We start from the raw sequence: 13,244 nt of genomic DNA on the forward strand, positions 1-13,244 counted from the left end.
GGGCCCGCTTAGCCGCACGATCCCAATGCCGCCCTCACCGGGAGGCGTCGAGATCGCTGCAATGGTGTCTTCACTCGTCCTGGGAATCGCTCGATCCCGCATCGAAGTCCGCCGTGCCCTGCGAAGGCTGGGTCTGCTGTTCGACGCCTGCCCGCTGTCCGCCGCCACGCCGTCTGCGCGGCCGCCGCCGCCGCGAGGGGCGATTGCCTTCGCGGGATTCCGGTTCGTAGTCGATCCGGTTGCCATCCACGGGTTCCTGATTGTCATCGGCCCGGTTGCCGTTGTCAGGACGCACGGAGCGACCGTCCCGTTGGTTGCGCGAATGACCTGAATCGCGACGGCCCTGTGGATGGCGTCGTCCGCCGTTGTCGCGGCGGCCTCTACCATCGCGTTGTTGGCCGTCCGGCCGCCGGCGCGGCGAACGGTCGTTATTGGGGGCATCGTCCTTGAGGCCGATAATCACACTTCGCACGGAGGCTTCGCCGACACTGTACGTGCGCACTTCGGGATCGTCTTCCAGGGTCAAATGTATGATGCGTCGTTCGTCCGGGCTCATGGGCTTCACGCGGACGCGGCGTCCCGTTTCTTTGACGCGTTGGGCAAGCTTGCGAGCCAAATCTTCCAAGGCTTCGCGACGGCGGTCCACGTATCCCTCGACATCCACGACAATCCGCTCGGTGTCTTCGTTGCCTTCACCGCTATGGGCAATGCGATTGATAAGGTACTGAAGCGACTGCAGGGTGCGGCCTTTCCGGCCGATGAGGATCGCGGAATCCGGCGATTCGACCTTCAGGCGCAGGCTTCCGTTTTCCGTGACCTCGCTGGCGACCGTGGCTTCGATTCCCATCTTCTGGATCAATTCACGCAGCAAGGCTTCTGCTTCCGCGATGAATCGCTCGCTCGGCGGAGTCAATGGTTCGGCCGGAGGGCGGGGACTCTCGCGCCGGGGCTGTTCCTGACGCGGCGTTTCTTTGCGTGGCTGTTCGGCGCGATTTCCGTCTCGCTCCCGGCGAGGCTGCTCGGCGCGATTTCCGTCTCGTTCGCGGCGTGGTTGCTCGGGGCGTGGGCCTTCTCTGCGAGGCTGCTCGTGGCGATTGCCTTCGCGGCGGGGCGATTCGCTCCGGGGCGATTCGCTTCGGGGCGCATCGCTCCGAGGGGCTTCCCGCCGGCTTGCATCACGCCGCTGTTCGCCGCCGCGGCGCGGCCCGTCGCGCCGGGGAGTTTCCCTGCGCTCTGGTTCGTGGGGAGCCGGAGCTTCCGGTTCGTCCGATTCGTGTGTAACCCGCAGTTTGACTGGGCGCGCGCCAAATCCAAAGAATCCTGGACTCCCCTCGTCCACGATTTCGACGTTGACTTCGTGGCGCTCCGCCCGCAACTGCTTCAAGGCCAATTTGATGGCCTCCTCCCGGGTCTTTGCCGTTACTTCCACCGATCGCATCTGCTTCTTCCTCCTTGGGTGCCTGAGCACGCGCACGGTATGACGCCCGGCCGTCCGTATCCCCCGGTACGTCAACGGACACTGGCCATCCGGAATAGGGCCCTACACCCTACTTGGATCGTCTGTCTTTGGGCGTCGCGTCTCCCGACTTCGTGGGCTCTTTGCGCTTCCCGTTTTCCTTGAGATCCCTACCCGTCTGCGGGACCTGCTTCTTAGTATCCTTGGCTGCCTGACGGCGACGTGCCATGGCAGCGGCATACCAGTTCTGTTTTCGTTTCGGCTGCACCTTCTCTGGAACGTCCCCCGCGGAAACGTGAACGAGTTTGTTTTGCGCGATTCCGAGGACGGTGCTGACCAAGATATATAGGTTCAACCCCGACGCGAACGAGTAGCAGATCAGGCTGAAGAAGACCGGCATGATCGTCATCATCGTTTTTTGGGTCGGGTCTTGTATCGGCGCCGAAGGCATAATGCGGGTGCTGATGACCATGGCGACTGCGCAGAGCAGCGGCAACACGTTCAAGAACTGAATGTGATTGCCCAGCGGCAGGTTTGCCAGCGCGGGAATGTGCAGGAGCTTGTCCGGTTCGGAAAGGTCCGTCATCCACAGTATGAACGGCGCGCCGCGCAGTTCGTATGCGCTCCACAGCATCCGGTACAGCGCGATAAACACAGGCAATTGGAGGAGCATCGGCAGACACCCGCCCAGGGGATTCACGCCTCGTTCCTTGTACATCAGCATGATTTGCTGCTGAAGTTCCTGTGGATTGTCCTTGTATTTCTCTTTGAGCTTTTCCATTTCGGGCGCGAGTAGCTGCATCCGCTTCATGGACTTCATCTGCTTGAGCGTGAGCGGATACATTGCGCTGCGCACGAGGACGGTCAGGATGATGATGGCGACCCCGTAGTTGGGAATGAGCGAATGGAAGAAGTTCAGCAAGGCCAAGAGGATTTTCGCGAACCAGTCCATGAACCCCCAATCAAAGAAGCGGAGCGCAGTGTCGAGGGTTGCCCAGGCTTCCTTGAGCTGCCGGGTTTCATTGGGGCCGACGTACAGCTTGAAGGTATTGGTTTTCGTTTCACCCGCGGCGAGTTCGAATCTCGGCGCGGCCACGCCAAAACGGAATTGTTCGTGAGTCCCTTCCACCCACCCGTTTGCGGGGTCGGACTCCGGTTTGAATGCAACGAGGAAGTAGGCGCTTTTCAGGCCGACCCAATCGGGATTCGAAATCGTCTTCTTATACGGGGCGCCTTCCTTTGTGGGAGTGAACTTGGCGGTGGTCACCCAGTCCGTGGCGCCCATGGTGTGCCATATAAACTGCTGCTGTACGCCCTTCTGCAGGTCCAGCGAATGGACATTTGGACCCCAGTTCAGCACGTACGCCGGGATATCGTCCATGCCGAGTCGGCGAGGAGCAGTCTCCAGGTTTTCGTAACTTACGTGTACATCGACGACGTGAGGCGAGTCCGTTAACGTGAAGGTTTTGGTTATTTTCGCCGCGTTTGGGAGCACAATGGAGAAGGCCACGGAGAGATCCGTTTTCGACACTTCCCAGATGCGTCGATCCAATTCATCGCGCAGAGACGGTTCCGTGAAGCGAATCCCCATCGGATATACGGATTCCGCATCCACCTTGTCCGGTGATTCGGGGACGAGGTTGATCATGTCGTCTTTGCCGCGGTGGAAGTAGACGCGCGCTTGCTTCAGCCGCGCGCCGACTGGCGTGAACACCAATTCCAGGTCTTCGTTTTTGAGCGAAACATCGGTGACCGCAGTATCGGCAGCGGGTACCGGAGGCAAATTCGGCCAGCCAGAGGCTACGCCAGCCACGGGAGGTTCCGCTTCGAGGATCCCGGAGGGCTTTTCGGATTCGGTCTTTTGTTCCACGGGGGCGGTCTGTGGACGTGGCTGGGGAGCGGGCATGAAGAAATTCACCCAGATGACCACCAGCAACATCACAAGCATCATCGCAACCATCTGGTTGCGCATGGCGGATTTATCTTGTTCGTCGTCCAACAACCTTAACGTGCTCCAACTGTTTCGAACTGCCGAAGTCTGCGCCTATCGGTGGCAAGCCAGTCACGAGCGGCACGGTGAGAATCCGCGCCCATCGTTCATGATCGGTGATTCATCAAGGGACAGGGTCATAGCCGCCTGCGTGGAAGGGATGACAGCGAGCGATGCGTCGAATGGCAAACCCCGTGCCGCGCAATGCCCCGTATTTTCGAAGGGCGTCAATTGCATACTGGGAACAGCTCGGAGTGAACCGGCAACACGGTCCGAACAGATTCAGCAAAGGCGAAAGGGTCAATTGGTACAGGCGGACAATCGCTACCAGGACCCTACTCATTGCCCGAAGACTCTCCAGGCTTCAGGAGCCGCCGCATCGCTTCCGTACATTGGTGAAAGCTCAACTCGGCCGCTTGCGGGCGCGCGACGACCACAATGTGCACGTCGTGGGCCAATTGGGCGCGGTGGGTGCGATAGAACTCGCGAAGAAACCGCTTGACGCGATTTCGAACCACTGCCGAGCCCACTTTTCGCGAGACAGCCAACCCGAATTTTCGACCTTCACCTTCCTGCCGGGCCACGTAGCAAATGAAGGCAGGTCCCACCCGTTTACGCCCGTTCCGAAACACGAGTTCATATTCGCGTTTTCGGGTAAGCCGCTCACGCCGTGGAAAGCCTTGTGGCCCCGGCACAACAGACTCGCCGCCTCCCTGTTACAACGCCAGCCGCTTGCGGCCCTTAGCACGACGACGGCTCAGCACCGTCCGTCCGCCGGGGGTCGCCATACGAGCACGAAATCCGTGCGTTCGTTTGCGTTTCACAATCGATGGTTGAAAAGTACGCTTCACCGGATTCTCCTTTTTCCTTGTACATTCACCACGTCCCCACCTGTAGACGCAGTGACGTCGCGTTCGCCCGCTCCGGGGCTCTCTATGGGTTACCGGCCCAGTGGCCGGGCTTTTCGGAACGCTTGCCAAAGGCAGATACATTGCCCGCGAGGCCAAGCCGCACCGCTTACCTCTTGCCAATTGGCGCAGATACATCCAGTCTGTGCATCTCAAGGTAACGCGGTACTATAGTCTATTCCCACAAAAAGAGTCAAATGCATGTAGGGCAGCACGTTGCGCCAGGATTCCGCCATTTTCCCGTATCAAGTGCCGTTCTGGAATATCAACGATTCCGCGTTCATTCGCATCTATGGAGAAGAGACAAGAGGTAAGTCGCGTTGAGCGTGTGGGGCACTTGGACCAACGGACGCCCGCACTTTAAATTGACTGTCCTATTGACGGATAGCGGCTGAACAGGCAGAATGAAGAGGCATTGACGCAGGTTTTGGGGTTGCGAGAGCAGTTTGGGTTCGTAGGTTCGAACTCGATCGCATATGAGGGAGGCGCAATGAATCCGTACGGTAATCGTCACGATTGCAGCAGGGGGCTTACGGGTAGTTCCTCACGAAAAATTGGCCGTGCAGGCTACAAGGGCACGAAGCGCGTGCTGAAGGTGTTCGCGGCGCTGATGTTGGGACTGGTGCTCGCGTATCCGGGATTCGCGCAGGCCAATCCCGAGGAGTTGAATGCGCTGCTGGGAAGCGTTTCGGGGGCGAAAACGGTTGCTACGCCAAGACATACGCTGAGCGCTGACGGCTATGTCCGCTCGTTGAGCAGCGGACCGGAAGGCGCGTTCGTTTCTCCGTTGAAACAGAAAGCGGATGCGGAATCGGTAGCTGTCGCGTTTGTCAGCAAGCACGCGGGGTTGTTTGGAGCAATCGGGGCGGACACGCAGTTTACGCTCCATTCGAAAGGGATGTCGTCGGCTGACACCGTTGTCCATCTTCAGCAAGTGATTGGAGGCGTCCCTGTGTATAACGGACGCATGGTGGTTCAGGTCGATCCCAATGGGGGAGTGCGAAGTGTTTTGAGCGATATCCTGCGCGGCAGCACGCCTTTTGATACCGACAAAGGTCTTCTCAAGCCCACGCTTACTACCGATGCGGCCAAAGCGGTTGCTTTCAAGCTGGGCCAGAAGAAGGAACTGAAACCGGACGAACTGGAAGTACAGTCGGAACCGGTTCTCGTCATCTTCGCGCCAGTAGTTGTCGGGCGGACTGGCAAACCGGTGTTGGCGTGGCAGATGGAGATTGCCTCGAAGACGGAGGCGGTGTTCAAGGAACGCGTAATTGTGGATGCGCACTCCGGCCGTATTGTGTATCACTTTTCGCTTATTCACGAGGCGAAGAACCGTCAGGTCTACGACTCCAACAACACGACGGCCGACCCGGGCACGCTCCGGCGGTCGGAAGGGCAGGGGGCGAGCGGCATTACAGAAGTCGACAATGCTTATGAATTCCTGGGCGACACGTATGATTTCTATAGCACCGAACATGGACGCGACAGTATCAACGGTTTGGGTATGGCGCTCATCGCCACGGTTCGATACTGTGAATCTGCAGAGTTTTGTCCTTACAGTAACGCATTCTGGAATGGGGAGACGATGCACTTCGGCGACGGATTCGCGACAGACGACGTGACGGCTCATGAGTTGACGCACGGCGTGACGCAGTACGAGTCGAACCTGGACTACTTCGATGAGTCCGGTGCGATTAACGAGTCGTTTTCGGACATCTGGGGAGAGTTCATTGACCTTACCAATGGCGCGGGCAATGACAGCGCGTCGGTGCGTTGGCTAATGGGCGAAGACATCTCCGGAGGCCCCATTCGCGATATGGCCAATCCGACCGTGTACGGCGATCCGGATCGTTACTACAGCCCTTTGTTCCATGCCGGCGCGGACGTGCATATCAATAGCGGTGTTGGAAACAAGCTGTGCTACCTGCTGACGGACGGCGATGATTTCAACGGTCGCACCGTTATTCCCCTGGGAATATCCAAGACAGCGGACCTTTTCTACGAGGCGCAGGCGAACCTCCTCACGAGTTCTTCGGATTACGCCGACTTGTACACGCAATTGACGCAGGCCGCAATCAATATCGGTCTGACGTTATCGGAAAGGAACTCGGTGGAGCGGGCCTGCCGCGCGGTCGAAATCGGCGGACTGCCCGAAGGTGTGAGCGATTTTAAAGCGAACAGTTCTTCCGGCAATCCCAACATCACGATAACGTGGACCAATCCGTCCTCGCCCGCGACGATTAAGGTCGTGCGGAAGTCCGGCTCGTATTCGTCGAGTCCGTCTGACGGGACGGTAATCTACTCAGGAACGGGAACGAGTTGCGTTGATGGTCCCTACGCGCAAGGAACCACGTATTACTACACGGCCTACGCATACTATGGCCTGGATGAATTCAGCGAAGAGTCGTATTCGCCGCCCTCGCGGAGTCGCGCGACCACGGGCATACAAAAGCCGGACACGTATTTCGCGGAGTTTTTCGAATATGGGGACAACGATCTCGACAATACGATGATCACGTTTACGCCGATTGGCACAGGCGATTTCTACGCGACCTGTTCGCAGTCCGCATCTGTGTTCCCAGTCGATGCGTCCACGATGACATGGACGTCTATGGCAGATGACGACTACCGGTTGGTCGCACTCACCGGAGGGAAGACAGTGTCGTTATACGGACAAGCGTATTCATCCGTGTACATCGGCAGCAATGGCAATTTGACGTTCCTTGGACCGGATATCGGGTACATTGACAATCTTGACAACCATTTCAGCCAGCCGCGCGTTTCCGGGCTCTTCAATGACTTCATGCCCGACCTCTACGGCAATGTTGGCTACCGGCAGATGGCCGATCGCCTTGTGGTGACCTACTTGTGGGTGCCCGATTTTTGGATGGGAGGCTATACGACTTTCCAGATCGAGATGTTCTTCGATGGGAAGATCCGGTTCACGTATCTGGGTGTCGACGCGATTTTCGGAGTGGTCGGTCTGTCGAGCGGAGATTGGGATGCTTATACATTCGAAGAAACGGACATGACCGATAGCGCTGGCTGCAGCGTGGACCATGACTCCGATGGCATTCCTGATTACATTGAAGGCAACGGCGATTCGGACAACGATTCAATCGGCAACTTTGAGGATTCGGACTCGGATGGGGATGGCATCAATGACTCGGTCGAGTCGGCCACCGACACCGATCACGACGGTACTCCCAACTACCTGGATCTGGATTCGGATGGAGACGGTCTGTCCGACGAAGATGAGAGCCTCGCGCCAGCAGATGTCGACGGGGACTCCATACCGAATTACATAGACACCGATTCGGATGGCGATGGAATTGACGATTTTGTCGAAGTGGCTTTTAATACCGATCCGTACAATGCCAATGACGTGCCGGACGTGCCTTTGCCGTACGCAGGGCTGGCTTTGGCATTGCTGGTTACGGGGGTGCTGACGATTCGTGTCCACGTCCGTCGGCGACGCGAGGTATAAGAGACCCGCTCACGGCAGGTATAGCAGGGGATGCCCCCGAGGGCGTCCCCTTTCGCTATTCTTTGGGGGCGCTTTCGCGTAACTCGACTGTCACGGGCACGCCTTCAAAACCGAATTTCTCTCGAATGCGGTTCTCGATGAAACGCAGATAGCTGAAGTGGAACAGGCTCTTCTTGTTGACAAAGAACACGAAGGTCGTGGGTTTGACGCTTGCCTGAGTCGCGTATTTGATCTTGGGCGTTCCACCCTTGTGTGTTGAAGGCGGCTGGGTGGCGCGCAGTTCGTCGAGAAAGGCGTTGAGCGCGCTGGTCGAAACTCGCTTCTCAGTTTCTGCCGCGACGCGGTCGATGAACTCGAAGGTTGTGAACAACCGCTGTCGCGACATATTCGAGATGGTGACGTACGGCACGTACCGCAAAAACGGGGCTTTGAGATCGATTTCTTCGGCGAGCGCCTTGAAACGCTGTTCTTTGTTTTCTACGAGGTCCCACTTGGTCCAAACCAGGACCATGCCTCGGCCTTGTTCCTTGACGTAGTTGACGATGCGTTTGTCTTGTTCGCTGATTCCGTCGGTAGCATCGATCATTACGAGGCAGACGTCGGCCCTTCGCACGGCGCGCAGGCTGCGCGACACGCTGAAGAGTTCGACTTCCTTCTTAATCCCCGACCTGCGGCGCATGCCCGCGGTATCGATAAGCAGATAGTCTTTGTCTTTCCAGCGGAAGTCGATGTCGATAGCGTCGCGCGTCGTACCCGGAGTCGAATCAACGATGCTTCGCTCTTCGTTGAGGATTGCGTTAACGAACGAGGACTTGCCGACATTGGGCTTGCCGACGACGGCCACCCGAGTTATGGCGGGCTCGGTTTCCGATTCTTCTTCCGCGGGCGCGCATTCGGGTAGGTGCGCGACAATGGCGTCCGTGAGGTCTTCGATACCCAGGTTGTGGGAGGACGAAATAGCATACGGTTCTCCCAGTCCCAATTCGTAGAAGTCCGTCCGTTGCTGCTGCAGTCTATGGTTGTCCAGCTTGTTAACGGCCAGCACGACGGGCTTTCCGAGCTTGAGCAACTCGTCGCGAACTTCATAGTCAACCCGGGTTAGTTCCTGTTGACCATCTACAACGAAAACCACCACGCTCGCTTCTTCGAAGGCGACACGGACTTGCTCCTGGATTCGGTGCGTGATTGGATCGGTGGGGTTTTCGACGATGCCACCGGTATCGACTACTCGGACTTTTCTCCCATCCCAGTCCGCCGTGGCGTAGGTTCGATCCCGCGTGACGCCCTCTTCCAAATGCACGATCGCGCGTTGCCGCCCGACCAGCCGGTTAAAGAGGGTGGATTTGCCGACATTGGGGCGGCCACAGATGGCGATAAGGGGCAACTTCGCGCGGCGAGACATCAGGCTTGGTCCTCATTGCCGACCTGCTTGACGCCGGCTCGTAAATAGTCCACAAACGAAAACACAGACACGACCAGGGTAGCAATCAGAAATCCCCAAACAAAGCGCGGATTCAGTTCAAGCAATACGGAAATGATCAGCGCCATCTGGAAGGTTGTCGTTAGTTTGCCGCTGATTTGCGGGCGTACGCGCACGGGGCCGAAATACTCGTTGATGAGGTAGGCGCCAATAACGATGATCGCATCGCGACTCAGGATGACCACGGGAAACCAAGCTGGAATTGGCGTGCGCAACTGGTCGTTGACGGCGAGAAATACGAAAGCCAGATTCACGAGCAGTTTGTCTGCCAGCGGATCGAGTACGGCCCCCAGCTTCGATTTTTGGTTATAGGCGCGCGCCACAAAGCCGTCTATGCCGTCGCTGACAGCCGCGACAATGAATGTGACGAGCGCGGCAATTCGGAAGAACGGCTCTTCGCGTGTATAGCTCATGATGAGGACGATGAACACCGGAATCAGGACAAGTCTTCCGATGGTGATTCGATTTGCCAGAGTCATGCCAAGGCTCTCTGTGAAATGAACACACTACATTCCTTTCGATGCCCTGCGATGACACAGGAACTCGCCATTTTTACGGCAAATGACGAAAGGAATTAGCTACTACCAGAGCAGAAGTATAGCGACCCCATGCTCTTACAAGCAATGCCAATCGGCATTGCCACTCAATTTGTCCGAGGCATTGGGTACTCCCGAATCTCACGTTCCCCTTCTATGACAAGTGAATTCCGCCGATACCGCACGCGAATCGCTCCCTCGTAGTCCGTGCGCCAAACCGGAATCTCTCGCTCGCGGTAACGCAACATGACGGTGTCATCCACCGGCTCACTTCCCTGGCGTCCACCCGTGGATACAACCGCCGCTTTTGGGGCGGCGCGATTTAGAAAGGCTGGAGTACTTGAGGTGGCCGAACCGTGATGGGGAACCTTGAGGATATCGCAGCGGCAATCGATATCCGCCAGTTTGGATTCCGCGGTATCTTCCACGTCTCCGGGGAAGAGTATGGACAGATTTCCGAAATGAACACGCAACACCAGACTATTCTCATTAGTACCCTTTTCCGGCGCCTGCCCAGCGGAGGGATACAACACGTCAAACGTGCCGGAACCGAGTTTCCATGTGTCGCCTTGCGTTGTGCGCCGAACCGGGATGCCTCGCCGGTTGCAGCGCCCGATTAGGTCTTGTTCCATCGGATTATCGGAGGGATGCGGGCCGAGAATAACGGCGCCCACGGAGAATCGATCGACGATGGTCAGCGCTCCGCCGATATGGTCGCTGTCGGAGTGGCTCACGAAGAGGAGGTCCAAGTGCGTGAGTCCTCGTGACAACAGAAACGGAGTGACGATGCGCTTTCCGTAGTCGACGTTCTTGACCTTGTCTCCTGCGTCAATCAGTGCGGTTCCTCCGCCGGGAAAGCATAGGAAGGCTGAATCGCCGTGACCCACATCCAAGAAGACAATCTCGGGCTCGGGAAACAGTGGCCTCCAGAAGACCAGCGACAACACAAGTAGACCGGTAGCGAGCGTTCCACGAAACCACTTCCTCGATGCGCCGAGAGCGCTACCCACGGTTAACCAGGCAAAAGCGCCCGACCACAGCAACGCAACGGCCGTGGGGGTGGGTGTCGTCACTGCGTACGAGACACGCGACCAATCCGCGACACGCTGAATCAAGATGATTGCGGGACCTGCCGCGTGGCCGAAGATTTGCGCGAGGGCCGGCGAAAACCAGCAGAAGATGGACGCTGCAAAGCATAACCACAGAACGGCGGTCAGCAGCGGAATTATCAACAGATTCGAAAACGGCGCTGAAACGGAAAACACGTGGAATGCTCGAACGGCCATAGGCACAGGCAGTATCTGAACCGATAGCGTTGTGGCAACAGGCGCGCGAAGGAATTGCCACGCGCGAGATTCAGCGTCCGGTACTCTTTTTTTTCTGATGGTGCGCACAATTCGACTACGGAGGGCGTCGAGTCCGTTCTGGAGCGGTGCGCTGAAAACAAGAATTGATGCAAGGCTAAGAAACGACAATTGAAACCCGACATCGAATACGAGGTCCGGATTCCATACGAGGAATACGAGTGCGGCGATACTCAGGGCGGTTGGCGTATCGGGGTCCCGGTCGACGAATTCGGCGGCGAGGTAGATACAGACCATCAAGGCTGCCCGCACGCTGGGTGTACTCGCGCCTGTCATCAATGCATACAGCAAAACAATCAAGACGCTGAGAGTCGCCCGCGTTCTTCGCGACCGGATGAACAGTCCGAGCACAAAATCGGCGCTCAGGAAGATGATGCTTACGTGGACGCCCGACACCGAGAGAATATGCGCCGTTCCCGATTCCACGTAGGACTGGAACTCGCCTTCCGAGAGACTGGAGCGTTCACCTAACCAGACTGCGTAGACAAAGGGGAGTATCTGCTTGGGCATCACGGCTGCGAGGCGCGTGGCGAGCGCTGCTCTCAAGCGCGACGCCCAGTAGGCTGGTGACAGGAGAGGTGCTTCTGAAATTCGCTCCACGCTTCCCAGATCAGCGGCGGTGATCATGCTGTGCACGTTTTGCAGCCGATAGTAGGTCTCCACGCCGCCGATGCCGGGGTTTACCTGCGCGATGGTGACAGAGAGCTGGCCACGGACACGCACCCGTTCACCGCAGTAGGGCTGTTTGTCCGGGTGGATCCAGCGGACAAGCACGTTGCCTTCTGTCTGGCGCACTACGCCGTCGGATAGCTGGTAACGGTCAACGGCGACGATCAGGGTTATGGACTCATGTTTGGGATTTACCAGCCCCGCCTGAAGTACGTGGCCCTCGATTTCCACCGGGACATCGTGATACGTCTCGGCTATGCGACTGAACGGATCGCCAGGGCCGTCGGCATGGTGCAGGACCCAGATGAACCCGCCCGAACCCGAGAAGACCAGAGCAACAGTCAACAGCCGCAATGCTCGCCGTTTTTGCGCCAAAATGGAGCATGTGAGCCCGCTGAAGAGAACCAAGCACGGCAACCAGACGTGGACGACATGGGCGAAACTGGCAAACAGAAGCCCAAAGAGGAAGAAGGAAGCGGCGACCGCCACCGGTCGGTTCACGCGATTAATCCGTTATGGCAGGGTATCCCGGGCCGATTGGGTCGGCCGTGATCCGAGGAGGACGAGAAAAAGAAAAAGAGCACCTGCTCGCCCACGGCAAGTAGGGGCTCTTCTTCAAAAACTAGATCTAAGCCCGTACGAATACGGAGCTTATACGGTCGGGGTGGTGAACCCGAAGATAAGGTGGATGATCCACAGAAGTACGGTATACCAGAAATCCAACACGATGTCCATGCTTTCCTCCTTCTTGCTCTGAGCCATATGCTCAGGTTCCAACGCAACACCATACTACGCTACCCAAAAAGGCTTTGTCAAGAAAGGGCAGTATCCCTACCCTGAATCGCTGTACAGAAATTCCCCTACAGATACCTCGTGCTATCCATACAAGTACAAACGGCATTTGTTGCACATTCTGGATAGATCGCTGGCGATACGCTATTCCAATGCTAGAACTTTACTGGATTTTGCCCATTAAGTCAAGCATTTCCTCCCTAGGGTGGTCATGTGTCCGGGAGATCGGCAAAAAGGAGCTACATCCCGCGAGCGAATCGATTTGCGTCCTTTTCTTGCGCTTTCCCATCCCATTACGATGCCTGTCCCTCGCGCCCTTTTCGGGACAACACGCCGTTTTGATCGCAGCACACCCAATTAGCACATTACTAATTCGTCACGCTTTGACATGCGCCCCTTGTCGTGCGATACTTCAAACGGAGAAGGGGGGCCAAGCTCCAGATTTGCCGATTTGGAGGTGAGGGGGATCCGGTGGTTCCCGCGGTCTTCAAAACCGTTGTATCGCTTAACGGCGATGGGTGGGTTCGACTCCCATTCACCTCCGCCAATTCTCAACCCACTG

Annotated in this window: 9 protein-coding genes and 1 tRNA gene; 2 read left to right on the forward strand and 8 right to left on the reverse strand. The window is 57.3% G+C overall.

Translation table 11 applies throughout. From position 1 onward, the window contains the following. Positions 1-70: 70 nt before the first annotated feature. The 5 genes from K1Y02_07690 to rpmH form a co-directional block, all read right to left on the reverse strand. Positions 71-1,438: a Jag N-terminal domain-containing protein gene (locus K1Y02_07690; protein MBX7256230.1), complete on the reverse strand. Its 1,368-nt coding sequence runs from the start codon at positions 1,436-1,438 to the stop codon at positions 71-73. A 109-nt stretch (positions 1,439-1,547) separates the two neighbouring features. Continuing rightward, positions 1,548-3,428 carry a membrane protein insertase YidC gene (gene yidC / locus K1Y02_07695; protein ID MBX7256231.1) on the reverse strand — a complete coding sequence of 627 codons (1,881 nt, stop codon included), beginning with the start codon at positions 3,426-3,428 and terminating at the stop codon, positions 1,548-1,550. Positions 3,429-3,570: 142 nt separating this feature from the next. Next, positions 3,571-3,789, reverse strand: a complete 219-nt coding sequence (gene yidD, locus K1Y02_07700) for a membrane protein insertion efficiency factor YidD (protein MBX7256232.1) — start codon at positions 3,787-3,789, stop codon at positions 3,571-3,573. Next, a complete protein-coding gene (gene rnpA / locus K1Y02_07705; GenBank protein MBX7256233.1) occupies positions 3,782-4,141 on the reverse strand; it encodes a ribonuclease P protein component in 360 nt (119 codons plus the stop codon). The genes yidD and rnpA overlap by 8 nt, the downstream gene beginning before the upstream one ends. A gap of 21 nt (positions 4,142-4,162) precedes the next feature. Next, positions 4,163-4,297 (reverse strand): 50S ribosomal protein L34, encoded by a 135-nt coding sequence (gene rpmH / locus K1Y02_07710; GenBank protein ID MBX7256234.1) that lies wholly within the window; start codon positions 4,295-4,297, stop codon positions 4,163-4,165. A 547-nt stretch (positions 4,298-4,844) separates the two neighbouring features. On the opposite strand from rpmH, the gene K1Y02_07715 reads away from it, so the two are divergent. After that, a complete protein-coding gene (locus K1Y02_07715; GenBank protein ID MBX7256235.1) occupies positions 4,845-7,841 on the forward strand; it encodes a M4 family metallopeptidase in 2,997 nt (998 codons plus the stop codon). Between the two features lie 55 nt (positions 7,842-7,896). Here K1Y02_07715 and der read toward each other — a convergent pair whose 3' ends face one another. From der to K1Y02_07730, 3 genes are all read right to left on the reverse strand, one after another. Beyond that, a complete protein-coding gene (gene der, locus K1Y02_07720) occupies positions 7,897-9,243 on the reverse strand; it encodes a ribosome biogenesis GTPase Der (protein ID MBX7256236.1) in 1,347 nt (448 codons plus the stop codon). Further along, positions 9,243-9,800: a CDP-alcohol phosphatidyltransferase family protein gene (locus K1Y02_07725; protein MBX7256237.1), complete on the reverse strand. Its 558-nt coding sequence runs from the start codon at positions 9,798-9,800 to the stop codon at positions 9,243-9,245. The genes der and K1Y02_07725 overlap by 1 nt, the downstream gene beginning before the upstream one ends. A gap of 164 nt (positions 9,801-9,964) precedes the next feature. Beyond that, positions 9,965-12,391, reverse strand: coding sequence for a DNA internalization-related competence protein ComEC/Rec2 (locus tag K1Y02_07730; GenBank protein MBX7256238.1), 2,427 nt, complete (start codon positions 12,389-12,391; stop codon positions 9,965-9,967). Positions 12,392-13,135: 744 nt separating this feature from the next. On the opposite strand from K1Y02_07730, the gene K1Y02_07735 reads away from it, so the two are divergent. Continuing rightward, a tRNA-Sec gene (locus tag K1Y02_07735) sits at positions 13,136-13,229 on the forward strand. The last annotated feature ends 15 nt before the right edge of the window (positions 13,230-13,244 follow it).

The organism is Candidatus Hydrogenedentota bacterium (assembly GCA_019695095.1).
In the GTDB taxonomy this organism is placed as follows: Bacteria; Hydrogenedentota; Hydrogenedentia; order Hydrogenedentales; family SLHB01; genus JAIBAQ01.